The organism is Pseudarthrobacter sp. L19 (assembly GCF_050859435.1).
Lineage (GTDB): Bacteria > Actinomycetota > Actinomycetes > Actinomycetales > Micrococcaceae > Arthrobacter.
In genome coordinates this window covers 978058-1004280 of record NZ_CP193935.1, presented here as the reverse complement: position 1 = coordinate 1004280, position 26223 = coordinate 978058, and the positions used below count along the sequence as shown (strand labels likewise).

22 protein-coding genes and 5 pseudogenes are annotated in these 26223 nt (G+C 67.8%); 19 read left to right on the top strand and 8 right to left on the bottom strand.

Features of this window, described 5'->3' with window-relative positions; all coding sequences use genetic code 11:
* The first annotated feature begins 15 nt into the window (after nt 1-15).
* The 5 genes and pseudogenes from ACRQ5B_RS04590 (at nt 16) to ACRQ5B_RS04570 (ending at nt 4705) form a co-directional block, all read left to right on the top strand.
* Entirely contained in the window at nt 16-1308 is a 1293-nt protein-coding gene (locus ACRQ5B_RS04590; protein ID WP_412884659.1) for an ABC transporter substrate-binding protein, read from the top strand.
* Between the two features lie 7 nt (nt 1309-1315).
* Nucleotides 1316-2350: pseudogene (locus ACRQ5B_RS04585) on the top strand (carbohydrate ABC transporter permease); the annotation flags it as partial.
* Between the two features lies 1 nt (nt 2351).
* Nucleotides 2352-3230, top strand: a complete 879-nt coding sequence (locus ACRQ5B_RS04580; RefSeq protein ID WP_432397387.1) for a carbohydrate ABC transporter permease — start codon at nt 2352-2354, stop codon at nt 3228-3230.
* Nucleotides 3231-3249: 19 nt separating this feature from the next.
* A complete protein-coding gene (locus ACRQ5B_RS04575) occupies nt 3250-3504 on the top strand; it encodes a hypothetical protein (RefSeq protein WP_432397384.1) in 255 nt (84 codons plus the stop codon).
* Between the two features lie 142 nt (nt 3505-3646).
* Nucleotides 3647-4705 carry a LacI family DNA-binding transcriptional regulator gene (locus tag ACRQ5B_RS04570; RefSeq protein ID WP_412884663.1) on the top strand — a complete coding sequence of 353 codons (1059 nt, stop codon included), beginning with the start codon at nt 3647-3649 and terminating at the stop codon, nt 4703-4705.
* Between the two features lie 33 nt (nt 4706-4738).
* Here the strand turns inward: ACRQ5B_RS04570 and ACRQ5B_RS04565 are convergent, their stop codons facing one another.
* Both ACRQ5B_RS04565 and ACRQ5B_RS04560 read right to left on the bottom strand, forming a co-directional pair.
* Nucleotides 4739-5674 (bottom strand): hypothetical protein, encoded by a 936-nt coding sequence (locus ACRQ5B_RS04565; protein ID WP_412884664.1) that lies wholly within the window; start codon nt 5672-5674, stop codon nt 4739-4741.
* Between the two features lie 31 nt (nt 5675-5705).
* A complete protein-coding gene (locus ACRQ5B_RS04560) occupies nt 5706-6512 on the bottom strand; it encodes an exodeoxyribonuclease III (protein WP_412884665.1) in 807 nt (268 codons plus the stop codon).
* Nucleotides 6513-6667: 155 nt separating this feature from the next.
* On the opposite strand from ACRQ5B_RS04560, the gene ACRQ5B_RS04555 reads away from it, so the two are divergent.
* From ACRQ5B_RS04555 to ACRQ5B_RS04525, 7 genes are all read left to right on the top strand, one after another.
* Nucleotides 6668-8167 (top strand): CoA-acylating methylmalonate-semialdehyde dehydrogenase, encoded by a 1500-nt coding sequence (locus ACRQ5B_RS04555; protein WP_290256837.1) that lies wholly within the window; start codon nt 6668-6670, stop codon nt 8165-8167.
* A complete protein-coding gene (locus ACRQ5B_RS04550; RefSeq protein ID WP_432397380.1) occupies nt 8167-9249 on the top strand; it encodes an enoyl-CoA hydratase/isomerase family protein in 1083 nt (360 codons plus the stop codon). Before ACRQ5B_RS04555 ends, ACRQ5B_RS04550 begins: the two co-directional genes overlap by 1 nt.
* Nucleotides 9242-10231, top strand: a complete 990-nt coding sequence (gene mmsB, locus ACRQ5B_RS04545; protein WP_432397377.1) for a 3-hydroxyisobutyrate dehydrogenase — start codon at nt 9242-9244, stop codon at nt 10229-10231. Before ACRQ5B_RS04550 ends, mmsB begins: the two co-directional genes overlap by 8 nt.
* A gap of 2 nt (nt 10232-10233) precedes the next feature.
* Nucleotides 10234-11010, top strand: coding sequence for an enoyl-CoA hydratase (locus tag ACRQ5B_RS04540; RefSeq protein ID WP_412884668.1), 777 nt, complete (start codon nt 10234-10236; stop codon nt 11008-11010).
* A 153-nt stretch (nt 11011-11163) separates the two neighbouring features.
* The gene (locus ACRQ5B_RS04535) at nt 11164-11694 is read left to right on the top strand and encodes a MarR family winged helix-turn-helix transcriptional regulator (protein WP_432397373.1); all 531 of its coding nucleotides are present in this window, start codon (nt 11164-11166) and stop codon (nt 11692-11694) included.
* Nucleotides 11695-11749: 55 nt separating this feature from the next.
* Nucleotides 11750-12253: a hypothetical protein gene (locus ACRQ5B_RS04530; protein WP_412884670.1), complete on the top strand. Its 504-nt coding sequence runs from the start codon at nt 11750-11752 to the stop codon at nt 12251-12253.
* A gap of 216 nt (nt 12254-12469) precedes the next feature.
* Nucleotides 12470-13876 (top strand): sensor domain-containing phosphodiesterase, encoded by a 1407-nt coding sequence (locus ACRQ5B_RS04525; protein ID WP_412884671.1) that lies wholly within the window; start codon nt 12470-12472, stop codon nt 13874-13876.
* 38 nt (nt 13877-13914) lie between these two features.
* Here ACRQ5B_RS04525 and ACRQ5B_RS04520 read toward each other — a convergent pair whose 3' ends face one another.
* The 4 genes and pseudogenes from ACRQ5B_RS04520 to ACRQ5B_RS04505 form a co-directional block, all read right to left on the bottom strand.
* Nucleotides 13915-14361 carry a class I SAM-dependent methyltransferase gene (locus tag ACRQ5B_RS04520; RefSeq protein WP_432397368.1) on the bottom strand — a complete coding sequence of 149 codons (447 nt, stop codon included), beginning with the start codon at nt 14359-14361 and terminating at the stop codon, nt 13915-13917.
* A complete protein-coding gene (locus ACRQ5B_RS04515; protein WP_432397366.1) occupies nt 14358-14594 on the bottom strand; it encodes a hypothetical protein in 237 nt (78 codons plus the stop codon). Before ACRQ5B_RS04515 ends, ACRQ5B_RS04520 begins: the two co-directional genes overlap by 4 nt.
* A gap of 49 nt (nt 14595-14643) precedes the next feature.
* On the bottom strand, nt 14644-15153 hold the full coding sequence (locus ACRQ5B_RS04510; RefSeq protein ID WP_412884978.1) for a MarR family winged helix-turn-helix transcriptional regulator: 510 nt from the start codon (nt 15151-15153) through the stop codon (nt 14644-14646).
* A gap of 5 nt (nt 15154-15158) precedes the next feature.
* Nucleotides 15159-16912: pseudogene (locus ACRQ5B_RS04505) on the bottom strand (AMP-binding protein).
* A gap of 265 nt (nt 16913-17177) precedes the next feature.
* On the opposite strand from ACRQ5B_RS04505, the gene ACRQ5B_RS04500 reads away from it, so the two are divergent.
* Complete coding sequence (locus tag ACRQ5B_RS04500) at nt 17178-18311, top strand: acyl-CoA dehydrogenase family protein (RefSeq protein WP_412884979.1); 1134 nt, start codon at nt 17178-17180, stop codon at nt 18309-18311.
* 43 nt (nt 18312-18354) lie between these two features.
* Here ACRQ5B_RS04500 and ACRQ5B_RS04495 read toward each other — a convergent pair whose 3' ends face one another.
* The gene (locus ACRQ5B_RS04495; RefSeq protein WP_432397363.1) at nt 18355-20115 is read right to left on the bottom strand and encodes a sensor domain-containing diguanylate cyclase; all 1761 of its coding nucleotides are present in this window, start codon (nt 20113-20115) and stop codon (nt 18355-18357) included.
* A 54-nt stretch (nt 20116-20169) separates the two neighbouring features.
* Between ACRQ5B_RS04495 and ACRQ5B_RS04490 the strand changes: the two are divergent.
* The 4 genes and pseudogenes from ACRQ5B_RS04490 to tatA form a co-directional block, all read left to right on the top strand.
* Nucleotides 20170-20349, top strand: a pseudogene (locus tag ACRQ5B_RS04490) (ATP/GTP-binding protein); the annotation flags it as partial.
* Nucleotides 20346-22114: pseudogene (locus ACRQ5B_RS04485) on the top strand (type IV secretory system conjugative DNA transfer family protein). The pseudogenes ACRQ5B_RS04490 and ACRQ5B_RS04485, both read left to right, overlap by 4 nt.
* A gap of 11 nt (nt 22115-22125) precedes the next feature.
* On the top strand, nt 22126-22557 hold the full coding sequence (locus tag ACRQ5B_RS04480; RefSeq protein WP_432397360.1) for a DUF4913 domain-containing protein: 432 nt from the start codon (nt 22126-22128) through the stop codon (nt 22555-22557).
* A 179-nt stretch (nt 22558-22736) separates the two neighbouring features.
* Nucleotides 22737-23007 (top strand): annotated as a pseudogene (gene tatA / locus ACRQ5B_RS04475) (Sec-independent protein translocase subunit TatA).
* Nucleotides 23008-23401: 394 nt separating this feature from the next.
* Here tatA and ACRQ5B_RS04470 read toward each other — a convergent pair.
* The gene (locus tag ACRQ5B_RS04470) at nt 23402-24424 is read right to left on the bottom strand and encodes an acetylxylan esterase (protein ID WP_432397357.1); all 1023 of its coding nucleotides are present in this window, start codon (nt 24422-24424) and stop codon (nt 23402-23404) included.
* A 182-nt stretch (nt 24425-24606) separates the two neighbouring features.
* On the opposite strand from ACRQ5B_RS04470, the gene ACRQ5B_RS04465 reads away from it, so the two are divergent.
* Nucleotides 24607-25338: a FadR/GntR family transcriptional regulator gene (locus tag ACRQ5B_RS04465; RefSeq protein ID WP_432397355.1), complete on the top strand. Its 732-nt coding sequence runs from the start codon at nt 24607-24609 to the stop codon at nt 25336-25338.
* Nucleotides 25339-25446: 108 nt separating this feature from the next.
* Nucleotides 25447-26202 carry a glucosamine-6-phosphate deaminase gene (locus ACRQ5B_RS04460; protein ID WP_432397352.1) on the top strand — a complete coding sequence of 252 codons (756 nt, stop codon included), beginning with the start codon at nt 25447-25449 and terminating at the stop codon, nt 26200-26202.
* Nucleotides 26203-26223: the final 21 nt, after the last annotated feature.

Here is a 26223-nt window from a genome sequence, read left to right as displayed (position 1 = left end):
GCGAGGAGCACCTGTATGAAAACCCGTAAGTATCTACTTCCCGTGGCCGCGGCCGGTGTGCTGGCCCTCTCCCTGTCCGCCTGCGGTGGCGGCGGCAGCTCCAGCGGTGGCGGAGGCGGCAACTCGGGCGGCGGTGACGCGGCAGCCAACATGGACGGCCGAGGTCCCATCACGTACGTCCAGGGCAAGGACAACAGCAACGTCGTCCGGCCGCTGATCGAGAAGTGGAACGCGGCGCACCCGAACGAGAAGGTCACGTTCAAGGAGCAGACCGACCAGGCCGACCAGCAGCACGATGACCTGGTCCAGAACTTCCAGGCCAAGAACGCCAACTACGACGTGGTCAGCGTCGACGTCGTCTGGACCGCGGAATTCGCCGCCAAGGGCTGGCTGCAACCGCTCAAGGACAAGATGGCGCTGGACACCTCCGGCATGCTGAAGCCGACCCTCGACGCCGCTTCCTACAAGGGCACCCTCTACGCGGCCCCCGAATCCTCCGACGGCGGCATCCTGTACTACCGCAAGGACCTGGTCCCCACCCCGCCGAAGACCTGGGACGAGATGATGAGCATGTGCTCGATCGCCAAGTCCAACAACATGGGCTGCTACGCCGGCCAGTTCTCCAAGTACGAGGGCCTGACGGTGAACGCCTCCGAGGCGATCAACTCCGCCGGCGGCTCCGTCCTGGACAAGGACGGCAAGCCCAGCCTGAACACGGATGAGGCCAAGGCCGGCCTCGGCAACCTCGCCAAGGCCTACGCCGACGGCAACATCCCGAAGGAAGCCATCACCTACAAGGAAGAGGAATCCCGCCAGGCGTTCCAGGACGGCAAGCTTCTCTTCCTGCGCAACTGGCCCTACGTCTACAACCTGGCCGTGACCGAAGGTTCCTCCAAGGTCAAGGACGTCCTGGGCATGACCGCCCTTCCGGGCAAGTCCGGCCCCGGCGCCTCCTCCCTCGGCGGCCACAGCGCCGGCATGAGCGTCTACTCCAAGAACAAGGCCACCGCGCTGGACTTCATGAAGTTCCTCACCACCGAAGAGACCCAGAAGTTCTTCGCCACCCAGGGTTCGCTGGCCCCGGTCCTGACCAAGCTCTACGACGACAAGGACCTGGTCGCCAAGCTGCCGTACCTGCCGGTGCTGAAGACCTCCATCGAGAACGCCGTCCCGCGCCCCGTGACCCCGTTCTACCCGGCCGTCAGCAAGGCCATCCAGGACAACGCATACTCGGCCATCAAGGGCGAGAAGGCTGTTGACGCAGCACTGTCCGACATGCAGAAGTCCATCGAAACCCAGACTAAGTAGTCACACCATGGCAACCGAACTAGGCCCGACGCCGGTTAAGAAACCGGCGTCGGGCGGGGCCGCCCCGCAGCGGGCCCCGAAGAAGGGCGTGGGGGAGGACAACGTCATCGCGAGCCAGGGCAAGTGGGCTTCGTGGCTGCTCGCCCCCACCATCCTGGCGCTTTCCGTGGTGATCGTTTACCCGATCATCAGCGCCATTGTGATGTCGTTCCAGGCCGACGCCGGCCTGGACCCGGCCACCGGCCTCTTCACCGAGGGCGGGCCGGCCGGTTTCAGCAACTACGTCAACTGGATCGCGCAGCAGTGCTCCTCGCCCAACGGCGGAACCGTGGCCTGCCCGCCCGGCACCCTGGGCTCGCAGTTCTGGTCCGCGACCGCCACCACCTTCTTCTTCACGGTGGTGACGGTGGCCCTGGAGACCGTGCTCGGTTTCTGGATGGCCATGATTATGGCCCGCACCTTCAAGGGCCGCAGCCTGGTCCGCGCCGCCGTCCTGGTCCCGTGGGCCATCCCGACGGCCGTGACCGCCAAGCTCTGGCTGTTCATCTTCGCGTTTGAGGGCATTGCCAACAAGCTGTTCAACACCACCATCCTCTGGACCGGCAGCGAGTGGCCGGCCAAGTGGGCGGTCATCATCGCCGACGTCTGGAAGACGACGCCGTTCATGGCCCTGCTGATCCTGGCAGGCCTGCAGATGATCCCGGCCGAGGTGTACGAGGCGGCAAAGGTGGACGGTGCCACGGCGTGGCAGCGGTTCCGGATGATTACCCTCCCGCTGGTCCGTCCGGCACTGATGGTGGCAATCCTGTTCCGTACCCTCGACGCGCTGCGCATGTTCGACCTGCCGTACATCCTCACCGGCGGCGCGAACAACACCACCACGCTGTCCATCCTGGTGATCAACCAGATCAGGCAGGGCTTCAACGTGGCGGCAGCGCTGTCAACGATCACGTTCATCATCATTTTCCTGGTCGCGTTCATCTTCGTCCGGTTCCTCGGAGCCAACGTGGTTGAGCAGCAGACCGGCGCCACGAGGGGAAGAAATGACCGCCGCCGCGACCGAGCTGCGCGCGCAGCAGGACCGTGGGCGGCAGGCCGCCCAGAACCGGGAGAAGTGGGCGCAGGGCCGGACGTACATCAGCGCCCTGGTGATCCTCATCTGGTGCCTGGCTCCGGCCTACTGGATGGTGGTGACGGCCTTCCGCGAGGTCGGCTTCACCTATGACACCTCGATCCTGCCCTCGCACGTGACGCTGGATAACTTCAACACCGCGTTCGACACCTCGTTCGGCAACCACTTCGGCCAGGCGCTGCTGAACAGTGTGTTCATCGGCGTCGATGCGCTGCTGATCGGCGTGTTCGCGGCCTACGCCCTGGCCCGGCTGAACTTCCGGTTCAAGTTCCTGGTCCTGGGCTTCATCCTGGGAGCCTCGATGTTCCCGGGCGTGGCCCTCATTACCCCGCTGTTCCAGCTCTTCACCAATATCGGCTGGATGGGTACCTACCAGGCGCTGATCATCCCGAACATCTCGTTCGTGCTGCCGCTGACCGTTTACACCATGACTTCGTTCTTCCGCGAAATGCCGTGGGAGCTCGAGGAATCGGCCCGGGTGGACGGCTGTACGCAGGGACAGGCGTTCCGGAAAGTGATCATGCCGCTCGCGGCGCCGGCCATCTTCACCACGGCCATCCTGGCGTTCATCTCCTCCTGGAATGAATTCCTGATCGCCAGCCAGCTCTCGTCCGACGCGACCCAGCCGGTCACCGTCGCGATCGCGAGCTTCGCCGGGGCCCAGCCGAACCAGATCCCGTACACGGCCATCATGGCCGCCGGCACCATCGTCACGATTCCGCTCGTGATCCTGGTGCTGGTGTTCCAGCGCAAGATCGTCGCCGGCCTCACCGCCGGCGCGGTCAAGTGACCCCGGGGACGGGGTCCTGATGGCAGCGCCCGTAAACCAGGGTCAGGTGCGCGGCGCCAACCGCCGCGTCCGCTCCGGCGAGGATTTCGACATCATCATCGGGTTCCTTGGTTTCTGGGCCGTGGTCCTGCTGGCGGTCACCGTCTGGATGGAGGTGACCGCCCAGCCGGCCCTCGGCTGGGCACTGGGTCTGCTGGTGACGCTGCTGGCGCTCTACGGAATGATCCGGCTGCGCCGGCGGCTTCCGGAGCGCACCGGCTCCCGCCGCCGCTGACCCGCCCTTGGCCTGCCCGACACCGGACACGTCCGGGGTCCGGGCCAGGAGCCTGCCCGGCAACGCGCCGGGTCAAGAATTGAACGGGCAGCCATGGGGGCTGCCCCGCCGGCCGCCCACGCGGCCGGCCGAAGGGGAAATGGTGGGACGGACAACAGACAGGGCGCAGCGCGGCGGCCATACCGGCGTCAGCATTGAGGACGTCGCGGCCGCGGCCGGCGTCTCCACCGCCACCGTCTCCCGCGCCGTCCGCGGCCTGCCCCGCGTCTCGCCCGCCACCCGGGAGAAGATCCTGGATATCGCCGAGTCCCTCGGCTACGTGGCGTCCTCCTCGGCGTCGGGCCTGGCCACCGGCCGCACCCGCACCATCGGCGTCCTCGCCCCCTTCGTCAGCCGCTGGTTCTTCTCCAAGGCCATCGAGGGCGCGGACCGTGAACTGCACGGCCGGCAATACAACCTCTCGCTGTTCAATCTCGGCGGGCACGGCAGCCGGCGCGAGCGGCTCTTCAGCAAGACCATGGTCTACAAGCAGATCGACGCGCTGCTGGTCCTTTGCATGGCGCTCAGCGAGGACGAACTGGACCACTTGCAGAAGATCGATATCCCGCTGGTGGTGGTGGGCGGCCACGTGGAGGGCTGCCCCTACATCGGGATCGACGACTACGCCGCAGCCTCCACTGCGGTGCGGCACCTGATCGACATCGGTCACCGCGACATCGCGCTGCTGCACGGCGACGACGAGACCGACCTCAACTTCGATGTGCCCCGGGTCCGCATCCGGGCCTTCCACGACGTCATGGCCGGGGCCGGCCTGCCGGTCCGGCCGGAATGGGACGAGTGGGGTGACTTCACCGTCCACAGCGGCCAGGAAGCCTTCCAGCGGCTGTGGAACCGGCCCGGCACCAAGCCCACCGCCGTCTTCTGCGCCAGCGACGAGATGGCCATGGGCCTGATCTTCGCCGCGAACCAGGCCGGCGTGCGGATCCCCGAGGACCTGTCCGTGGTGGGCATTGACGACCACGAATTCTCCGCCAGCGTTGGCCTCACCACCGTCGCGCAGCACCCGGACGACCAGGCCGAGCTCGCCACCCGGATGCTGCTGGACGAGCTCGACGGCGTCGCCGGCGCGGTGCGCTCCACCGTGGCGCCGCACACGCTGATCGTCCGGAGTTCGACGGCGCCGCCGCGCGCCCAGGAATAGGGCGCCGGCGCAGCCAAGCCCGACCCGCCGCCGTTAGGAGGCGCGGGCCAGCTGCCGGATCGGGATCCAGCGGGAGGCCAGCCGCCGGTAGGCCGCGGCGGCGCCGGTCATGTCCCCCTCGGCCAGGCACTCGATGCCCAGCCGCACATCCAGCGGCGATTCGTCGGGGTAGACCTTGTCCGCCACGGCGCCGTAATCCAGCTCCACCACCGAGTCCGGGTGGAACAGCTCCAGCCATTCGGTCAGCTGGGTCAGGTCTTCGAGCAAGTCCAGTTCAGGGGCGGCCAGCGCCAGGTGCGCGACGGCGGTCCGGGCCCGGTCCGTGGCCGCGGCCAGGGACGCCCTGATGCGCACGGTGACGATCCGCCCGTCGACTTCGACCACGTCGGTGGGATCGGACTCCTGGAACAGGCAGAACCAGCTGAACGGGATACCCCAGGTGGAGGCCCGGGTGTGCACGCGCACCGAGCCCTCGCGGGCCTTGACCTGGTCGATCCGTTCCTGGTGCCGGTCGCGGACGTCCTCCGGGATCAGCAGCTGGGCCAGCGGGCCGTGGATGCCCTCCATCAGGGCATTCGCGGCGAGACCGGCCCGCAGCACCAGCTGGCTGGGGCAGTACAGCAAACGTGCCGGCGCCGTTGCGGAGTGCGGAGCCGAGGCGGCGGAGGCTGCCGCGGAACCGCCGTCGAGGCTCCCCGCCCCGCGGGGCGCGGCACCGGAGACGGTGACCGCCAGCACCCGCACCAGGTCCGTCTGCCCGGTGGGGAAGGGATCCCCGTCGGCCCGGGTGATCCGGCCCAGGGAAGCCTGCAGTTCGGCGTTTTCCACCGCCGCGCGGGTCTCGCCCCGCCCGCCGGCCGCCTGCAGGGCCTCGCGCTGCGCGGCGGGGAAGGCCTCCAGAGGCTCATAGACGCGCAGCGCCGAGGAGAAAGGCAACCCGGCTTGGCCGCGGTAGAGGTTGCCCGTCATCGCTGTCCCGCGGTTCCCCGGCGCCCGGTCATCAGTCGGCCAGGTCCACGAGCACGGGCGCATGGTCCGAGGCGCCCTTGCCCTTGCGTTCCTCGCGGTCGATCGCCGCGCCGGTGACGCGGGCGGCCAGCGCGGGAGAGGCCAGGACGAAGTCGATCCGCATGCCTTCCTTCTTCGGGAACCGCAGCTGGGTGTAGTCCCAGTAGGTGTAGACGCCCGGGCCCGGGGTGTGCGGGCGGACGACGTCGGTGTACCCGGCGTCCTCGAAGGCGCGGAACGCGGCGCGCTCGGGCTCGCTGACGTGCGTGAGGCCGGCGGAGCGGAAGTAGTCGATGTCCCAGACGTCCTCGTCGCGCGGGGCGATGTTCCAGTCACCCATCAGGGCGATCTGCGCGGCCGGGTCGGCCTGGACCCAGCCCTCGGCGTGGGACCGGAGCGTGTCCAGCCAGCTGAGCTTGTAGGGCATGTGTTCATCGTCGAGGGCGCGGCCGTTGGGAACGTAGAGGCTCCAGACCCGCACGCCACCGCAGGTGGCGCCGATCGCGCGGGCCTCCTGGGTCTCGTCCTTGCCGCCCTTGCCGAAGGCGGGCTGGTCCATGAAGGTGCGTTCGACGTCGTCCAGGCCCACGCGGGATGCGATGGCCACGCCGTTCCACTGGCTGAGGCCGAAGTGGGCCACCTCGTAGCCCATCCGTTCGAACAGCTCCCAGGGGAAATTCTCGTCCTTGCACTTGGTTTCCTGGATGGCCAGCACGTCGCAGTCGCTGCGCTGCAGCCAGGCCTCCACACGGTCGGCGCGGGCACGGAGGGAGTTCACATTCCAGGTAGCAATCTTCACAGACCCTAACTTACCCAATGCGGCCGACGGCGGGGGCGGCGCGGGGCCCTGGGCGACGCCGCAGCGCGGCCCGCGGAGGCTCTGGAGATTACTAGGAAGTCCGAGTATATTCGGGTTCGAGATGATCTAGGTCACATGCAAAGGAGCATTCCCTCATGGTTCGTGAGCTTTCCCATTACGTCGGCGGCCAGCACGTCGACGGCACGTCCGGTCGTTTCAGCGACGTTTACGATCCCTGCACCGGCGAGGTGCAGGCCCGGCTGCCGCTGGCCAGCGCGGAGGAGGTCCGCAACGTCGTGGCCAACGCCGAGAAGGGCCAGCTCGAGTGGGCGGCCATGAACCCCCAGCGCCGGGCCCGGATCCTGCTCAAGTTCGTGGACCTGGTCAACGAGAACATGGACGAACTCGCCACCCTGCTCTCCTCCGAACACGGCAAGACCTTCCTGGACGCCAAGGGCGACATCCAGCGCGGCATCGAGGTGGTGGAGTTCTCCGCCGGTGCCCCGCACCTGCTCAAGGGCGAGTTCTCCGACAGTGCCGGCACCGGCATCGACGTCCACTCGCTCCGCCAGCCGCTCGGCGTCGTCGCCGGAATCACCCCGTTCAACTTCCCTGCCATGATCCCGCTCTGGAAGTCCGGCCCCGCCCTGGCCGCCGGCAACTCCTTCGTCCTCAAGCCCTCCGAGCGGGACCCCTCCGTGCCGCTGCGGCTGGCCGAGCTCTTCACCGAGGCCGGGCTGCCGGACGGCGTGTTCAACGTCGTCAACGGCGACAAGGAAGCGGTGGACGCGCTGCTCGAGGACCCGCGCGTGCAGGCAATCGGCTTCGTCGGCTCCACCCCGATCGCGCAGTACATCTACGCCACCGCCGCCGCGCATGGCAAGCGCGCCCAGTGCTTCGGCGGCGCGAAGAACCACATGGTGATCATGCCGGACGCGGACCTGGACATGGCCGCGGACGCGCTGATCGGCGCCGGCTTCGGTTCCGCCGGTGAGCGCTGCATGGCCATCTCCGTCGCCGTGCCCGTCGGCAAGGAAACCGGGGATGCGCTGGTGGCCAAGCTGCAGGAGCGGATCGCCGACCTGAAGGTCGGCCACAGCCTGGCCAAGGACTCCGACTTCGGACCCGTCGTTGCCGCCTCCGCCAAGGAACGGATCGAGGGCTACATCGCCGCCGGCGTCGAATCCGGCGCCACCCTGCTGGCGGACGGCCGCGGCCTCGCGGTGGAGGGCTACGAGGGCGGCTTCTGGGTGGGCCCCACCCTGTTCGACAACGTCACCAAGGACATGTCGATCTACAAGGAAGAGATTTTCGGCCCGGTCCTCAGCGTGCTCCGCGCCGAGAGCTACGACGAGGCGCTCCGCCTGTGCAGCGAGCACGAGTTCGGCAACGGCGTGGCCATCTTCACCCGCGACGGCGACGCCGCCCGCGACTTCGCCAGCCGCGTCCAGGTGGGCATGGTGGGCATCAACGTCCCCATCCCGGTCCCGATCGCCTACTACACCTTCGGCGGCTGGAAGGCCTCCGGTTTCGGTGACCTCAACCAGCACGGTGCCGACGCGTTCCGCTTCTACACCAAGACCAAGACCGTCACCACGCGCTGGCCCTCCGGCATCCGCCAAGGCGCCAGCTTCGTGATGCCGGAAGGCAGCTGATGGCGGAGCAGGCGGCCGCCGGGGCAACCAAGGAACCGGCCGCAGAGGTCCTGTTCGAGCGCCGCGGCCGGCTTGGCGTCGTCACCCTGAACCGGCCCAAGGCCGTCAACGCACTCACCGCCGGGATGGCCGCGGCCATGCTGGAGACGCTCACCGACTGGGCGACGGACGACGACGTCGCCGCCGTCCTGGTGCGGGGCGCCGGTGACCGCGGGCTCTGCGCCGGCGGCGACATCGTGGCCATCTACCGGGACATGGCCGACGCCGGCCGCGCCACGGCGGAATTCTGGGCGGTCGAGTACCGGCTGAACCTCCTGATCTCCGAGTACCCCAAGCCCTACATCGCCTTCATGGACGGGCTGGTTCTGGGCGGCGGCGTCGGTATCTCCGCCCACGGCTCGGTCCGGATCGTCACCGAACGGACCCGCACCGGCATGCCGGAGACCACCATCGGGTTCGTGCCCGATGTGGGCGGGACCTTCCTGCTCTCCCGCTCACCGGGGGAGACCGGGACGCACGCGGCCCTGACCGGGGCGCACCTGAGCGGTGCGGACGCGATCTTCCTGGGCCTCGCGGACACGTTCGTGCCGTCGGACCGGCTGGACGACCTGGCCGCCGCGCTGGAGACCGAGCCCGTGGAGGACGCCGTCGCCCACGTCGCCGAACCCGCGCCGTCCTCGGTGCTGGCCGCGCAGCAGGAATGGATCGATGCCTGCTACGCCGGGGGCGACGCCAGCGAGATCGTGCGCCGGCTGCGCACCGTCGGCGGGGAGGCGGCGGACGTCGCCGGCACCATCGAGGCCAAGTCACCGACCGCGGTCAAGGTGGCCCTCGCGTCACTGCGCCGCGCCGGCGGCCTGGACCTGGCCGGGGCGCTGGAACAGGAATACCGGGTGGGCCTGCGCTTCCTGGACGGCCCGGACTTCCGCGAGGGCATCCGCGCGCAGGTCATCGACAAGGACCGGACCCCGCACTGGCAGCCGGCCAGCCTGGACGAGGTGCGCGACGCCGACGTCGAGGCCTACTTCGCCCCGCTGGGCGACCGCGAACTGCAACTGACGAAGGAGCGCGACAATGTCTGAAACACCGACCGCCGAGGTCCCGCCGACAGCAGCACAGCCCGGGCCGCAGATGGGCCCGATCGCTTTCCTGGGCCTCGGGCACATGGGCGGCCCCATGGCGGTGAACCTGGTCAAGGCCGGGTACACGGTGACCGGGTACGACGTCGTCCCGGCCGCCCTCGAAGCGGCGCGGGCGCACGGCATCGCCACGGCGGACACCGCGGCGGAAGCCGTCGCCGGGGCCGCCGTTGTGCTGACCATGCTGCCCAGCGGCAAGCACCTGCTGGACGCCTACCGCGGAACCCCCGGCGGCCCGGGACAGCAGAGCCAGGAGGGCCTGCTGGCCGGCGCAGCGCCGGGAACCATGTTCCTGGACTGCTCCACCATCAACGTGGACGAGGCACGCGAGGCCTCCGCCCTGGCGGTCGAAGCCGGGCACCGGGCCGTCGACGCGCCCGTCTCCGGCGGCGTCGTGGGCGCCGAAGCCGGGACGCTGACCTTCATGGTCGGCGCCGAGGCGGAGGACTTCGAGGCCGTGCGGCCGATGCTCGAGGTGATGGGCAAGCGGGTGGTTCACTGCGGCGCGCACGGCGCCGGCCAGGCCACCAAGATCTGCAACAACATGATCCTGGGCATCTCCATGATCGCCGTCAGCGAGGCCTTCGTCCTCGGCGAGAAGCTCGGGCTGACCCACCAGGCCCTGTTTGACGTGGCCTCCGCGGCCTCCGGACAGTGCTGGGCGCTCACCACTAACTGCCCGGTGCCCGGCCCGGTGCCCACCAGCCCCGCCAACCGGGACTACCAGCCTGGATTCGCCGGCGCGCTGATGGCCAAGGATCTGAAGCTGGCCCTGAACGCCCTCGAGAGCACCGGCGTGGCCGCGCGGCTGGGTCCGATGGCCTCCGAAATCTACGATACTTTTGCCGCGGAGGGCGGTGCCGGGCGGGACTTCTCCGGCATCATCACCGACATCCGGGACAAATCAGACCAGCCGAGGGGATAGGCATGACCGACTACGCAAACATTCTGGTGGAGCGCCGCGGCCGCGTGGGCCTCGTGACGCTCAACCGGCCGCAGGCGCTCAACGCCCTGAACAAGGCCACCCTGGACGAAGTGGTCTCGGCCGTCACGGCCATGGATACCGACCCGGAGGTGGGCGCCGTCGTGCTCACCGGCTCCGCCAAGGCCTTCGCCGCCGGCGCGGACATCAAGGAGATGCAGTCCAAGGGCTACATGGAGATGTACGCCTCGGACTGGTTCCGCGGCTGGGAGGACATGACCCGGCTGCGGATCCCGCTGATCGCCGCCGTCTCCGGCTTCGCGCTCGGCGGCGGCTGCGAGCTGGCCATGATGTGCGACTTCATCATCGCCGGGGACAATGCCAAGTTCGGCCAGCCCGAAATCAACCTGGGCGTGATCCCGGGCATGGGCGGTTCGCAGCGGCTCACCCGTGCCGTGGGCAAGGCCAAGGCGATGGACATGGTCCTCACCGGCCGCATGATGGACGCCGCCGAGGCCGAGCGCTCCGGGCTGGTCTCCAGGGTGGTCCCGGCCGACGACGTCGTGGCGGAGGCCCTGAAGGCCGCCGAGGTCATCGCGTCGAAGTCCAAGCCGGTGGCCATGGTGGCCAAGGAGGCGGTTAACGCGGCCTTCGAGACCGGCCTGGCCCAGGGTGTCCTGTTCGAACGCCGCATCTTCCACTCCCTGTTCGCCACGGCGGACCAGAAAGAGGGCATGGCGGCCTTCAGCGAGAAGCGGCAGCCGGACTTCACCCACCGCTGACGCTCCGCGTAACGCCCGAAGCCGCCCCGCTGTCACAGCGGGGCGGCTTTGCCGTTTCCGGGCGGCCGGGGCGGCGGTCTGGAACGGGCGGCAGATCTCGGCTAGTCTGTATTCTTTAGACAGTCTTACAACTAGGCGATCGAAGGAATTCCGATGAAACGTCTTGGTGCCGGAGATGGTTACTGGTACCCGACCAGCGAAAGCCGACGCGCCACCGCCGTGCGTGTCCTGAATGCCCTCAGGGAATACCGGGCCTCGGAGACGGCCATGCGCCGCCGGACCCGCTCCTCCATGGCGATGGGGGAGACGGACCTGTTGGCCCTGCGGTACCTGCTCGACGCCGAGAAGGCCGGGCATGGCACCCGCCCCAAGGAGCTCGCCGCACGCCTGGGCATGACATCGGCGTCCATGACGGCACTGGTGGACCGTATGGTCAGCGGCGGGTACGTCACCCGCGAACCGCATCCTGTTGACCGCCGCGCCATTATCCTCCGGCCCACTCCCGGAGCCGACGAAGAGGTGCGGCATACGCTCAGTCAGATGCATCAGCGCATGATCGAGGTGGCCGAGTCGCTCACGCCCCAACAGGCTGATGCCGTCACTGTCTTCCTGCAGCGGATGCGCGACGCAGTTGATACGGTGGATGCCGAACATCCCGATCTCGTCTCTGCTGGACAAAGCTAGAAAACTAGATAGTCTAGCTAGGTAATTAGCTAGCTATCTAGAGGCGATGGATCGAATGACTGCTGTAATCGAACGCAAGACCTCCGAAGAACCGGACTCCGGCCGCGGCGCAGCGGCAAGCGGAACGGCAGTGGCCCCGAAGGCCGCCCAGGCTCCGGTGGCTGACTTTACTGTGAACGTGGACGAGGCTTTCGCCGGTCACGACACCCCGAAGGCCAAGGAGCGGACCGCCGCCTCCGCGGCGCCGTCGCACTGCGGCGCCGAGATGATCATGTCTCCGGGACCCGACGCCTCGCTGCCGTGGGCGCAGTTCCACACCGGCCTGGGTGAATGGGTCTGCCCCTGTGGCTTCCGCCAGGACGTCGCCCCCGTCGTCGACCCGCTGGCCGCCGTCCGCGCCGCCTCCGGCCGGCTGGAGAGCCTGCAGTGGGAGATGGACGCCGCTCAGGCGGCCCTCGCCACCGCCGTCCGCGCCGCCGACCAGGCCGGCGCCGACCGGTCCGGTCTCGGCCTCGCCGCCGGTATCAGCGCCGCCGAACTTGAGGACATCCTGGCCTAAGCGCCCGCACCGCCCTCTATCCGGCCTGACGGCCCGTCGCAATCGACGGGGTCAGGCCGGACCGCGTTGGTGAACGTTTTCCAAACCGGGCCGCGCCGTTCCGGCAATCTTGCCTACATATGACAAGATTGCCGCACCTTTGGGTTGGAGGGGGACGACATAGCTAAGGTCAGGCAGCCGGATCAGGCACGCCACCGATCACGGCCGCAGACCCGGATGGGGCTGCCGCCCGGTGCGTGGCTGGGCCTCATCGTGGCCACCGACCTGGTCCTCGCCCTGGTGGTCCGCATCCCCTCCCTGCTGGGCATCGAGCCGCCGGGGGACACGGAGCGCTGGCAGTGGGTGCTCGACGCGGTGATGCTCTCCTTCGTCCCGATCGTGGTCTACTCGGCCCTGCGCATCACCCGCGACCGCCGCGTCGAGCGGCTCCAGGCCACCCGCTCCTCCCGCCAGGTCCGCACCATGCTCCGGGTCAGCCGGGAGTGGCTCTGGGCCGTGGACAGCGCCGGCTCCATCACCTTCTCCAGCCCCATGTGCGAACAGCTCACCGGCTACGCCCCGGAGGAGCTCGTGGGCAGCCCCATTGGGCTGGTCCTGGACCCCTCCGAACTTGCGACGGCGCTGCGGACCCAGCCGGCCGTCGGTGACGACCGGACCTTCACCGGGCTGGTGCTGGTCTGCCGGCACCGCAACGGCACCGGCGTCCTGATGGAGGTGACGGGGGAGGCCGTCCTCGACGACGCGGGGAACCTCGCCGGCTTTGAGGGTATGGCGCGCGCCGTCGAGGACCTTCCGTCTACCGCCTACGAGACGGAACAAGTGCGCCGCCGGGTCTCCGAGCAGCTCGCCGCAGACCGGCTCGTCACCGCCTTCCAGCCCATCCGCTGCCTCGCCTCAGGCCGGGTGATCGGCGTCGAGGCGCTCAGCCGTTTCCCCGCCTCCGAGGGCACCTCGCCCGAGGCGTGGTTCGTCCAGGCGTCCTCCGTGGGGCTCGGGGTGCAACTCGAGCTGCTGGCACTGCGTACGGCGTTGCGGGCTGCCCGGCGCCTCCCGGCGGAGCTGTACGTGGCGGTCAACCTCTCCCCGGAGGCCTGCCTCGATCCCGCCGTGCACGAGCTTCTGTGGCAGACGCCGATCGCACCCGCCCGGGTGGTGATCGAGGTTACCGAGCGCCAGGAGGTCAACGACTACGCCGCCCTCTCCAATGCGCTGGCCCCGCTGCGGGCGGCGGGCCTGCGGGTGGCGATCGACGACGCCGGCTCGGGCTTCGCCTCGATGCGGCACATCATCAAGCTCACGCCGGACCTGATCAAGCTGGACCGAGCCATCGTCCGGGACATCGACTCCGAGACCGCCCACCGCGCCCTGGGCGCCGCCATGGTGGGATTCGCGGCCGAGATCGGCGCCTCCTTGCTGGCCGAAGGGGTGGAGACGGATGCCGAACTGAGGGCAGTCACCGCGCTGGGGATGGCCGCGGCGCAGGGCTACCACCTGGGCAGGCCGTCCGTGAATCCGGCGGACTGGGAACAATGGAGCGGCTCCTTTGGGCGCGGCTCCGGGGACCTTGGCTCCGGTGACTCAGGCTCCGGTGACCTCGGGCCGGGTGGCGCACTCTCCCGCTGACGCCGCGCGGATGGACGAAGCGGCGGGCCGGGCTTGCCTCAGGGCCTCCGGCGGGCGCGCAGCACCGCATCGTGCACCGTCACCGGCGTGCCCTCGGCGTCGGACGCCGCCCGGGCCCGTGCCGCGCAGGTGACGACTTCCCAGTCCTCCCCGTCCAGTTCCGCGGCGATCTGCTCGGCGGTGAACAGCAGCCCCGGCAGGGAGGGCCGGCGCACGGTGGTCTCCAGATCCGAGGGGTGGTGGCCGACGATCAGCAGGGTCCCCCGGGGAGCCACCGAGGCGGCGAGGCGCTGGTACACGTCCGGGCGCTGCTCCGGCGGCAGGTGCAGGTACTGGGCGGTGACCAGATCGAACGTCCCGGCCGGCGGCGGGGCCACCGTCAGGTCCGCGTGCTGCCAGGTGATGCGGGAGGCCGTGGCCGGATCGTCCCGGACGGCGTCGGCGGCGCGGGAAAGCGCCACGGAAGAAATATCGACGGCGGTCACCCGCCAGCCGTGCCGGGCCAGCCAGGCGGCGTCGGCCCCCTCCCCGCGCCGACGTCGAGCGCGGAGCCCGGTTCCAGCTCCGCCACCTCGGCCACGAGCTGGGGATTGGGCTGGCCGCTCCAGACCGAACCGTGGAGGCCGTGCTGCCGGTACCGTTCGTCCCAGAACGATTCGTCGTAGTCCATGCGGCTCTCCTTGGGCAGCTCGTCGCGGGGGCGGAATCCGGTCGTCAATCCAGTCTAGGGGTCCGCGGTGCTGCCGCCCCTCCCCGTCCACCGCTCCCTAGGAGGCCGTGAAGTCTCCGGCGCCGCGGCGGAAGTCGCCGAGGATCCGGATCAGCTCGTCCACGTCCTCGGGGCCGAAGCCGGACTGCGCGAACACCTCCGCGTTCAGCGCCGCCGTCGCCCGCTTCGCCAGCGTCCGCCCGCCCGAGGTGAGCTCGATCAGGGTGGTGCGCCCGTCGGTGGGGTGCGGCGAGCGGAGCACCAGGCCGGCGTCCTGCAGCCGGTCCACGGCGTTGGTCACCGAGGTGGGGTGGACCTGCAGCAGGGCGCTGGCTTTGTTCATGGGCAGGGCCCCGCTGCGGGCGAAGCTGAGCAGGGCCAGCAGCTCGTACCGGGCAAATGTCAGCCCGAACGGCTTGAGCACCGCCTCGATCCGGGCCAGCAGGATCTGCTGGGTGCGCATGATCGCGGTGATCGCCGCCATGGGGGCGGCGACGTCGGACCAGCCGTGCCGTTCCCAGTTCCGCCGGGCATCGGCAATCGGATCGCGCGGCAGCGGGGCGCCCACCACGGCTAGCCCTTCAGCCCAGGGAAGTCCGCCTCGGTGTACTCCGTGCCCAGTCCCTCCGGCGGAGTGCCGTTGCCGTGCCGGAGTTCTTCGCTGTGCCGCAGCTCCACCCGGCGGATCTTGCCGGAGATGGTCTTGGGCAGCTCGGCGAACTCCAGCCGGCGGATCCGCTTGAACGGGGCAAGGTGGTCACGGCAGTAGCGCAGGATGTCCTCGGCCAGTTCCGGGCCCGGCTCGTGGCCGGCGGCCAGCACCACGAAGGCCTTGGGGACGGAGAGCTTGAGGGCGTCGGGGGAGGGGACAACGGCGGCCTCGGCCACCGCGGGGTGTTCGATCAGGACACTCTCGAGTTCAAACGGGGAGAGCCGGTAGTCCGAGGACTTGAACACGTCATCGCCGCGGCCCACATAGGTGATGATGCCGCGCTCGTCCCGGCTGGCCATGTCGCCGGTGTGGTAGTACCCGTCGCGGAAGGCCTCGGCGGTCTTCTCCGGGTCGCCGTAGTAAGCCTTCATCAGGCCCACCGGCCGGGGATCCAGGCGCAGGCACAGCTCGCCGTCGTCGCCCTCCTCTCCGGTGGCCGGGTCGACCAGGACCACGTCGTAGCCCGGCAGCGGCTTGCCCATGGCGCCGATCTTGATCGGCTGGCCCGGGGTGTTCGCGATCTGCACGGTGGTCTCGGTCTGGCCGAAGCCGTCCCGGATGGTCTGGCCCCAGGCCCGGTTGACCTGGTCGATGACCTCGGCGTTGAGCGGTTCGCCGGCGGAGACCACCTTGGTGGGTGGGTTCTTCAACAGGGTGAGGTCGGCCTGGATCAGCATCCGCCAGACCGTGGGCGGGGCGCAGAAGCTGGTGACCTTTTCGCGGTCCATCTGCTCCATCATGGCCTTAGCGTCGAAGCGGTCGTAGTTGTAGATGAAGACGCAGGCCTCGGCGATCCAGGGCGTGAAGACGTTGGACCAGGCGTGCTTGGCCCAGCCGGGGAGGCGACGTTCAGGTGCACGTCGCCCGGTTCCATGCCGATCCAGAACATGGTGGACAGGTGGCCCACCGGGTAGGAGGTGTGGGTGTGCTCCACCAGCTTGGCCTTGGAGGTGGTGCCGGAGGTGAAGTAGAGCAGCAGCGTCTCGTCGGCCTTGGTGGGCGCGTCCGGGGCGAACTCCAGCGGGGCGTCGTCGGCGTCGGCGTACTGCAGCGCGTCTCTGTTCACATCGTCGGAAGTCCCGCCCTCCGTGCCTGCATCTCCGGTGTCCGTGCCGATCTCGATCAGTCGGTAGTCCCCGGGGACGCCGTCGAACTTGCCGATGTTGGCACTGCCGACGGCAGCCCAGCCGGCCCCGCCGCGCTCCACGCGGTCGCGCAGGTCCGCCGGGCCCATCAGCGTGGTTGTGGGGATCATGACAATCCCCAGCTTGATCCCGGCGAGCATGAGTTCCCAGAGCTCCACCTGGTTGCCCAGCATGATGATCATCCGGTCCCCGCGGCGGATGCCCTGCGCCCGGAGCCAGTTGGCCACCTGGGCGGAGCGGGCCGAGAGGTCCGCGAAGCTGCGGCGGGTGGCGGAGCCGTCCTGTTCCACAATCACCAGTGCCGGCCTCGCGCCGCGCTCCGGGTCCGCGGCGATCCGGTCGAACCAGTCCAGGGCAAAGTTGAATTCCTCGAACCGCGGCCATTCGAACTCCTCCCGGGCGGCCTCATAGTCCCCGCGCAGGGCCAGCAGCCTGTCCCTCGCGGCCCGGAATTCGTCAGTCACGGTCATGGGTGCACCTTTCGCAGCCGGTTGCGGCCCGGCGGTCCAGTGGCGGCCGCCGTTGGCCGGGCAATCCACCGCCACCGGGAGGGCCGCGATTCCCGGCGCCCCCTAGTGACGAATATCACTGTGCAATATACTAGGACATCCAAGGGTTTGGAAGAGCCTGCGCCGCCGCCGGCGGCACCCGACGAAGGGATACGTGCCCGTGCAGCCACAACGAAGTGTCGACGGATCAGCCACCGGAACGCCGCCGTTTCCGGACGCGGACCTCATGTACATCGTGGATCTCCTGCCCCCGGAGGAACGGGCCCGCTACGAGGAAATCCGGGAGTTCCTGCAGAGCCGGATCCGCGCCGCGTCGATCGACTACTGGAACCGGGAGGAGTTCCCCTTCGGCCTGCTCTCCGAACTGGGCAAGCACGGCCTTGGCGGGATCCAGACGGACGGGACCTCGAAGCTGTTCAAGGGCCTGATGTACGTGGAAGTGGCCCGGGCCGACGTCTCGCTCTCGGCGCTGGTGGGCATCCACAACGAACTGATCGTGGGGATGATCGACGAGCTCGGGTCCGAGGAACAGAAGGCCCGCTGGCTGCCCGGGCTGACCGCCTTCACCCAGCTGGGCGCGTTCGCCCTGACCGAGCCGGACCACGGCTCGGACATCGCCGGCGGGCTGGCGACGACGGCGCGGCGGGACGGCTCGGAGTGGGTGATCAGCGGCGCCAAGCGCTGGATCGGCGCCGGCACGATCGCGGACTTCGCGCTGGTCTGGGCCAGGGACGAGGCGGACCAGCAGATCAAGGGCTTCATCGTCGAGACGGACCGGCCCGGCTACACCGCCACCAAGATTTCCAACAAGATCGGCCTGCGGATCATGCAGAACGCGGACATCGTCCTCGACGAGGTGCGCATCCCGGCCGAAAACCTCCTGCCGGGGGCCACCAGCTTCTCCCGCGCCAACGACCTGCTGCGCGACTCCCGGGCCTGGGTGGGCTGGCAGGGCGCCGGCATCCAGCTTGCGGCGTTCGACATTGCCCGGGCCTACGCGCTGGAGCGGTTCCAGTTCGGCCGGGAACTGGCCCGGTTTCAGCTGGTCCAGCAGCAGCTGGCCGAGATCCTGGGCAACGCCAGTGTCTCCCTGGCCCTGATGGCGCAGCTGGCGCGGATCCAGCAGGACGGCAAACTGGAGATGGTGCAGGCCGCCATGGCCAAGTCCACCACCACCCGGCTGGCCCGTTCCTCCGTGGCGATGGGGCGCTCACTGCTGGGCGGCAACGGCATCACCACCGACTTCGAAATGGCCAAGCTCTTCGGCGACGCCGAGATCCTCTACACCTACGAGGGCAGCTACGAGATCAACTCGATGATCGTGGCCCGTGCCGTGACCGGGAAGTCCGCATTCGTCTAACGTGTACTGCCGACGGCGGGCCGTCGGTCAGGCGCCCCGGCGGTCAGCCGGCCGCGCCGTAGCGCTCGCTGCGGTCGCGGCCGGCGTGCTTGGCCGCGTACAGCGCCCGGTCCGCGCAGGCCAAAAGGCCCCGGCTGCCGGCGTCGGACAGCTCGCAGACACCCGCGGAGACGGTGATGTGCCCGAGGTCGCCGAACGGCTCGGAGCCGATCGCCACCCGGGCCCGTTCCGCCGCCAGCAGCGCCTCCGCCCCGTCCGTCTCCGGCAGCAGCCAGACGAATTCCTCGCCGCCGAATCGGGCTACGATCTCGTCCTTGCGCGCCACCGCCCGCAGCCGGGCCGCGACGTCGGCCAGCACCACGTCGCCCATCAGGTGCCCGAAGGTGTCGTTGACCTTCTTGAAGTGGTCGATGTCCAGCACGACGGCGCTGAGCCGGGTGCCGCGGGCGGCCGCCCGCTCGATCTCGCGGGCCAGGTGCTGCTCCAGGGAGCGGCGGTTTGGCAGGCCACTGAGTTCGTCTGTGGTGGCCTGGCGTTCAAGCTGGACCCGGGCCTCGGTGTTGCCGATGGCGATTTCCACCAGTTCCGCGAACTGCGCCAGCCGCTCCAGCATGGCCGCGGTGACGCCGGCACTGGTCTTGGAGGTCAGGCTCACCACGCCCCAGAGGCTGCCGTGCACCCGGATCGGGGCGGCCGCGGCGGAGCGGAATCCACCGGCGAGCATCTGCTCCTCCGCGACCCCGCCGCTCTCGGTACCGTAGGTGACGAGGGCCGGCTTGCCGGTGACCGCCACCCGCACTGTAGCGGAGTTGTCCGTCAGTGCGAAGTTGTGTTCCCTGCTGAGCGTCGGCGGCAGGGCGGGCGCCATGGCCACGATCTCGGCGGACAGGGGCCCGGTGAACCGGACGACGGCGGCCGAGTCGACGGCGAAGAGGTCTCGAAGGATGAAGGCCAGCTGCACCGAGATGTCCTCGGGGGCGGCGTTGCGGGCCACGGCGGTGGCGATCTCGTGCAGCGCGGCCCAGGTCTGTTCCTGCTGCAGCCGCTCGGTGATGTCCACGGCCACCACCATGCCGGCGGTGGCGCCGTCGGAGGTGACCGGGCCGGCCTTGAGCCGGTAGGTGCGGGCGCCGATCCGTCGGGTCCAGGCAACCTCCTCGCCGGCAAGTGCGGCCCGGTAGCGCGGTTCCAGCTCCTCGGCCAGCCAGCCCTCCAGCACATCATGGATGCGGTGGCCCTCCAGCTCCTCCGAGCGGTATCCGAAAGCGTGCAGCTCCTGGCCCTCCGCGATCAGGTAGCGCAGATCCGCGTCGAAGAGCAGGACGAAGACGCCCGGGATGCTGCCGGCCAGGGCGCGGTAGCGGTCCGTGTCGCGGCGCTGCCGGTGCTCCGCGAGGACCCGCTCGGTGACGTCGGTGACCATGACGAAAAAGCCCTGGATGCCGCCGTCGCGCTCGTCCGGCATGTAGGAGACCTCGGTGTGGCGGGTGCCGCCGGCGGAATCGGTGAGCGTGCGCTTGAACAGCTGGGCCTCGCCGTCGAGGACCTTTGCGATGTAACTGCGGTTCGCCTCATAGACGTCCTTGTGCAGCAGCTCCTGGATGTGCATCCCATAGAGCTGCTCGGCGTCGACGCCGAACCAGGACAGGTAGGCGTCGTTGGCCAGCCGGTTCCGCAGCTCCGCGTCCCAGTAGGCCACCATCGCCGGAATGCCGTTGAGCACCGCGCGCATCTGGGCAGGAATCTCCGGCATCGCCGGCGGGTGGTTCGCGTTCTCACGGTCGAGAGCGCTGTGAGTATTCATTGCCCAAGTATCTATTGCGGTGCGGTCCCGCGAAAAACCGGCACAACGAAAACGGGTGAAGGAAAGTTCCTCATCAAGGTCGGCGGCCGTCCGGGAATCCCCGTCCAGATCGGCTTGACCTCCATCGAGCGGGCCGAGGGCTTGAACGACACAAACACCCGCTGGCACGAACCCGCGTTCCCCCTAATGGACGCGGCAGCCCCGGAGCGGCCCGCGACAGGAGGAGCCCTGTGAGCGCACCGAACCTTAAGGGCATGGGCTTTGGAGACGCCGTCCTGGTCTGGCTTGCCATCGGCTTCATCGTCGTCTTCGGCGGCGGCGCGTACGCCGCCGTGCACATCGGGTCGTGGATGGCCGGCCTGCCGACCCCGCTAGGACACCCGATTGACCTGATCGCCGGCCTAGTGAAGGGCAAAGTCATCTTGCCGGCCCAGGCGACCGTCGTCGTGGCCGTCATGGCCGGCCTGGTCCTCGCCCTGGCGATCCTCGTGTTCTGGGCTTGGCGGAAGGGCGCTTCCAAGCGTGCCCGGGTCGACAAAGCTGCCCGGTACCTCGGCCGCGGTAAGAACCTCACCGCGTTCTCCGAAAAGGGCGCCCGAGCCACCGCCAACCGGCTGGGCGTCGCAGGCAAGCCGGGCATCGTCGTGGGCAAGGTCGTCTCCACCGGACAAACCTTCATCCAGTCTTGGGAAGACCTCAGCCTCGATATCTGGGGACCCCGAACCGGTAAGTCCACCTCCCGGGTAATGCCGGCGATCCTGGAAGCACCTGGCGCGGTCGTCTCGACCTCGAACAAGCGCGACGTCGTCGACGGCACCCGCGGCGTCCGCGGAGCCACCGCCCCGTGTGGGTCTTTGACCCGCAGAAGATCGCCCAGGAAGAACTGGACTGGTGGTGGAACCCGCTCTCTTACGTCACCGACGAAGAGAAGGCCTACAAGCTCACTCAGCACTTCTCCGTCGGCTCCCGCGTCCCGGGGTGCAAGCCGGACGCTTACTTCGACCCCAAAGCCGAAGACATCCTCTCTTCTTACTTCCTCGCCGCCGCCCTCGGAGGCCTGCCAATCACGCAGGTCTATTTCTGGGTCACCGAGCAGGTTAGCCAGGAACCAATCGAAATCCTGAAAAAGCACGACTACGAACTGCAGTACCGAGGCCTGGAATCCACGCTCAAGCTCGCGGACAAGCAGCGCGACGGCATATTCTGCACCGCCGAGAAGATGATCCAGTGCCTCAAGAGCCGCAACACCCTCCGCTGGGTAGCCCCCACCGGAGGCGCCACAGTAGCCATGGACGCACGCCGGCAGTTCAACCCTCACGCCTTCGCCGCGTCCCAGGAAACGATCTACATCCTCTCCAAGGAAGGGGCAGGCTCTGCAGCCCCGCTCACCACGGCCCTGACCGTGGCCATCGCGGAAGCCATGGAAGAACGGGCAGAACGCAGCGGCGGACGCCTCCCCAAGCCGGCGCTCTTCGCCCTGGACGAGCTGGCCAACGTCGTCCGCTGGGCCGGCCTGCCGGACCAGTTCAGCCACTACGGCTCCAAAGGCCTGATCGTCATAGGCATCCTGCAGTCCTGGTCCCAAGGCGTCGAACTCTGGGGAGAGGCGAACATGCGCAAAATCTGGTCCGCCGCCAACGTCAAGGTCTACGGCGGCGGCGTCGCCGAAGAAGGATTCCTCCGCGCCCTCTCAGACCTCATCGGGGACAACAGCTACACCGACGTCTCCATCAGCTCCGGCAAAACCGGGTCCAGCCGCTCCCGCCAGGAAAGCAAGGAACGGATCTTCGACGTCTCCAACCTCACCGAGCTGGACCGCGGCCGCGCCGTCGTCCTCGCCTCCGGCGCACCCGCCACACTGGTCCGCACCATGCCCTGGTACACGGGAGCACACAAGCAGGCCGTCGAAGCATCCATCAAGCAGTACAGCCCGCGCCCCGAAGAGGAAGCTGTGCCGGCCGCTGCCGCTACGGGCTCCAACCCTTGGGTCACTGGCTAGGAGAACCTGAAATGACTACCGAAATCGGACGCTTCGGCTCCCTCGACCCTGAAACGCAGGGAGATGCTCCTTCGGAGGACCAAAAGGCACCGGAACTGGTCTACGGCTCGGCCGAAGAGTTTCTCCACGAGCAACTGCTGCCAACGTACGTCCGCGACGTCGACGGCCGCGCAGCTAAATGGTGTATCGAGTGGTACTTCCACCCGGAAGCCGTCAGCCGGATAGAAGCCCTGTGGCGCGCCTGGGAACACCTCCGGCTCGACGGAGCGACGGGCATCAGTGTCTGGTTCAGAGACCATGCCGACCACCACATGAGCGTACTCCTGGATCCCCGCGGTCCTTTCTACAAGTGCGACATGCAAAAACACCGGGACCCGGAACACCTCGAACCCAAAAGGGCCCCTGAAGGCTGGTTCCCAAATGTTCGGCTGACGCCCGCGTAGGGGCAGCCAACTAGAGCTACATCAAGGGGATCACGAGGAAATCCATCGTCCGCCTGCGAACGGACTGCAGCCCTTAGACGGCGCCGCCGTCAACAGTTCCCTCGTCGAAAGTGCGCGGGGCGGAGGGCTAGTCGTCTTTCGATATAGGACGTAGGATGACTATTGGAAAGGAGTCCGATATGCGACTCGAAGGCTGGCATCTCATCATCATTATCGTCCTGGCTATGGTGCTTTTCGCGGCGCCAAAGCTGCCGGGCATGGCCCGCAGCCTAGGCCAGTCAATGCGCATTCTTTAAATCGGAGGTCCGCCAGATGAAAGGTGAGGACGAGCCCAATGCCGGGCCTGGCCGCTCCGCCATCGGGGGAAACGCCGTTGATGGCAACCTCGCTGGCGGAATCCATGACCACCCCGGCACCAGCACGGGTGTACCGCCCTGGACTCGGGCGTAGCTCGTCCGGCAGGCATAGCCAACCCGGATAGGAGTCCCGTACGCGTCGTGGCAGCCGACTTCAGGAGCGCCGCGCTCGGGACCTTCCGGCCCCAGCAACAACAGTCGCTTTGGGGGGCGCCGCTTTTTCCCGAGCGGCCCGAAAGACGGGCATGATGCAGGGCCGGGCTTGTGGGCTTGCCGTTAAAAGTCCCGGCGCAACTCGGGTATTCGAGGCCCCGGAAGGACACAAGTACCTCGCCGCCCCTTAGCTCCGGCCGGGGGCGCTCCTCGTAGAGCGTCAAAGCAAGTGCAGGCTGCCCCGGCGACGCTTGAGTCGCGCTTCCCGGCCAATGGCGGCGAAAGAGATTTGTTCGGGAAAGTTGCTGCGCCCATAACTCAACACGGCCTCGGCCCTACCCCCGAAGCAGCGCAGCCAAGTAGGTCAGCTGTCGAACCCAATGGTGTTCCTGACCCCCTTCGTGGCCATTGAAAGGGTAGACCTCAATAGATTTTGTGGTCGCTGCCCCGCCGCTCGGTACGTGTGATGTCCCGTAGGCGTTGTACGAAGCGAAAACTGTTGAAGGCAGGCAGACGTCGTCGCGCAGGGCTACCGAGTAAAGCGCTGGAGCTGTCGCCCGCCGGCTGAAGTGGACGCCGTCGAAGTAGTCCAGCACTTCATAAGCCTGGGCTTGTCGGTCACGGTGCCGTGAGAGAAATCTGCTGATTTCAGGGTAGGGGCCATTTTGGGCCAGGTCGATGTTTCTGGGAAGGTCCTGCATGAATGGCACATCCGTCAGGACGGCCCGGATTCCCCTTAGTCGGGTGGCCGCGAGTCCAGCGGTGGCGATGGCCAAGGCTCCTCCCTGGCTGATTCCTGCCAAAACGATTGCTTCTTCGTCGATCGGCGCAAGGCTCTGGACAGCCTCGACTGCCCGGAATGCGTCCGTGTAGAGCCTGCGGTAGTAGTAATCCTCCCGCGAGGACAGCCCACGCGTCATAACCCCCGGATACCCAACTTCTCCGGCGGAGGGGTGGGGGTCCGGAGTGGCTCCGGAAATCCCTCCGTAGCCTTGCCCCCGGGTGTCCATGATGAACTGCGCATATCCTGCCTGCGCCCAGGTCGTATCTTGTTGAACCAGGCCGCGGCCGCCCGAGTAACCGATGTACTGCACGATTGCCGGGAGCGTTTCACCGGGGCGGCGCGATGCGGGCAGGTGAAGCCAGGCCCGGATGCGGTCGCCGCCGTACCCGGCAAAGGACACATCGAAGCTGTCGATCAACGGCAGCATGTTTTCTACCGGCAGGCACGTGACGTCCAGAGCGTGTGAGCGCGCTTCCGCGAGCGTTTTCTCCCAAAAGTCGTCGAAGTCGGCAGGTTCCTGCGTCGATGAGGTGTAGTTTTGCAGCTGGTCCAGGGGAAGGTCTACAAGGGGCATCTAAACTCCGGAAGACGGTGGGTGCCCGAAGGCCTGGTCGGGGGTGTCCTGCGTAGTGGGGGTTGGATAAGGGTGCCTGGAGTAAATTCAGACGAAATCCACTTTCCACTAGGACAAAGGACGTCCCATCTCTGTATAGTAGGGGATGTGACCGTCATCAAAGTGCGGTCGAAGGAGATGACGTGACCCCGGCACCCACTACGGTTTCCCCGGCAAGATTCAGTGCACAGATCCGTTCGCAGGCCTTGCAGACGCGCATTATGGAGCTGATCCTGGAACGCGGTCTGGATGTGGGTGATGCCCTGCCCACCGAGAGCGAGCTGTCGGCTGAGCTCGGGGTCGGACGGAACACCATTCGTGAGTCGCTCAAAGTCTTGCAGGCCCTTGGAGTCATCGAAATCCGTCATGGGTTTGGAATGTTCGTCGCTCCGAACAATTTCAGTGCGCTCGTGTCGGGCCTGACGTTCCGCGGCCGGCTTTCATTGGGGCACCGCGGTGAAGAGGCCATGGAGTTGATCGATGTCCGGCAGGCGCTGGAGTCGGGGTTGATCGGCTCCGCGATCGATCTTCTGACCGATGAGCATTTGGCGGCTTTGCGCGAGACCATGGAGGCGATGCAGAAGGCGGCGGCCGAGGGTGGGCTGCTGGTCGAGCAGGACGCCGAATTCCACCGCCGCCTGTACGCGCCGCTCAACAACGATCTTCTGATCAATCTTATGGACGTGTTCTGGCAGGTGTACCGGCAGATCCACGAGGCGTTGGGTACCGGGCCGGTGAATCTCGACGAGCAGGTCAAAATTCACTGGGATATTTACGATGCGGTCGCCCGGAAAGATAAGGCTTTGGCATCCGAGCGGCTGCAGCGGCACTTCGACGGAATCCGCCGCAAACTCAAAGACGTCGCCTCCGCATAGGACCCCGCTCTCCCTCACTCTATTCCCACAGGCTCGCGCCCGTCGGGGATGTTTGCTGTGCCATCCGTTTAACCAATCGCTGTCGTTAAAAACAGGAAGCTCTCAGTCATGGAAATCTTCGTCGTACCAGCACCGACCGATACGGGTGCCGTGGCTGCCGGCATTGTCGCTGCGGTAAGTCGCAGTAAGCCGACTGCGGTCCTGGGGGTTGCCACGGGAGGGTCCCCGATCCCGGTTTATGAAGCGCTGGGCCGCCATCACCTGGATCTGTCGGGCGTGCGTGCGTTTGCACTGGATGAGTATGTGGGTTTGCCTGTAGGCCATCCGCAAAGCTATGCCGCAGTCATCCACCGTGAGGTCACTCAACGTTTGGGCCTCCATCCGGAGAATGTTTTTGTGCCTGACGGCTCCGCGCCGGACCCGCATCTGGCCGCCGAACAGTTCGATGCCGCCATTGGACGTGCCGGGGGCGTCGACCTGCAGATTCTTGGGATCGGGCATAACGGCCACATCGCCTTCAATGAACCGGGATCTGCGCTCGACTCGCGCACCCGCGTAGAAGAACTTACCGAACGTACCCGTCAAGCCAACGCCCGCTACTTCGCCTCTGCGGAGGAAGTCCCGGAACGGTGCATCACGCAGGGGCTTGGCACAATTATGGAGGCCCGGCACCTTCTGATGGTGGTTTCCGGAGACGACAAAGCCGAGATTCTGGAGCGGGCGTTGCAGGGCCCGGTGACCCCCGACTGCCCCGCCTCGATCATGCAGCGGCACCCCCACGTCACGGTCGTTGCCGACGAAGCCGCAGCCAAATACTTGTCGACCGGCCCCGTAGCGGTGCGGGTCGCGGCGCCTTCCGCCTGAATACCGGCGGTGACGCCCGCG

Excerpts from the sequence above, each read along its gene's own strand:
- ACRQ5B_RS04590 (WP_412884659.1), top strand. The coding sequence starts at position 16 with ATGAAAACCCGTAAGTATCTACTTCCCGTGGCCGCGGCCGGTGTGCTG.
- ACRQ5B_RS04580 (WP_432397387.1), top strand. The coding sequence starts at position 2,352 with ATGACCGCCGCCGCGACCGAGCTGCGCGCGCAGCAGGACCGTGGGCGG.
- ACRQ5B_RS04575 (WP_432397384.1), top strand. The coding sequence starts at position 3,250 with ATGGCAGCGCCCGTAAACCAGGGTCAGGTGCGCGGCGCCAACCGCCGC.
- ACRQ5B_RS04565 (WP_412884664.1), bottom strand. The coding sequence starts at position 5,674 with ATGACGGGCAACCTCTACCGCGGCCAAGCCGGGTTGCCTTTCTCCTCG.
- ACRQ5B_RS04555 (WP_290256837.1), top strand. The coding sequence starts at position 6,668 with ATGGTTCGTGAGCTTTCCCATTACGTCGGCGGCCAGCACGTCGACGGC.
- ACRQ5B_RS04550 (WP_432397380.1), top strand. The coding sequence starts at position 8,167 with ATGGCGGAGCAGGCGGCCGCCGGGGCAACCAAGGAACCGGCCGCAGAG.
- mmsB (WP_432397377.1), top strand. The coding sequence starts at position 9,242 with ATGTCTGAAACACCGACCGCCGAGGTCCCGCCGACAGCAGCACAGCCC.
- ACRQ5B_RS04540 (WP_412884668.1), top strand. The coding sequence starts at position 10,234 with ATGACCGACTACGCAAACATTCTGGTGGAGCGCCGCGGCCGCGTGGGC.
- ACRQ5B_RS04535 (WP_432397373.1), top strand. The coding sequence starts at position 11,164 with ATGAAACGTCTTGGTGCCGGAGATGGTTACTGGTACCCGACCAGCGAA.
- ACRQ5B_RS04530 (WP_412884670.1), top strand. The coding sequence starts at position 11,750 with ATGACTGCTGTAATCGAACGCAAGACCTCCGAAGAACCGGACTCCGGC.
- ACRQ5B_RS04525 (WP_412884671.1), top strand. The coding sequence starts at position 12,470 with ATGGGGCTGCCGCCCGGTGCGTGGCTGGGCCTCATCGTGGCCACCGAC.
- ACRQ5B_RS04500 (WP_412884979.1), top strand. The coding sequence starts at position 17,178 with ATGTACATCGTGGATCTCCTGCCCCCGGAGGAACGGGCCCGCTACGAG.
- ACRQ5B_RS04495 (WP_432397363.1), bottom strand. The coding sequence starts at position 20,115 with ATGAATACTCACAGCGCTCTCGACCGTGAGAACGCGAACCACCCGCCG.
- ACRQ5B_RS04480 (WP_432397360.1), top strand. The coding sequence starts at position 22,126 with ATGACTACCGAAATCGGACGCTTCGGCTCCCTCGACCCTGAAACGCAG.
- ACRQ5B_RS04470 (WP_432397357.1), bottom strand. The coding sequence starts at position 24,424 with ATGCCCCTTGTAGACCTTCCCCTGGACCAGCTGCAAAACTACACCTCA.
- ACRQ5B_RS04460 (WP_432397352.1), top strand. The coding sequence starts at position 25,447 with ATGGAAATCTTCGTCGTACCAGCACCGACCGATACGGGTGCCGTGGCT.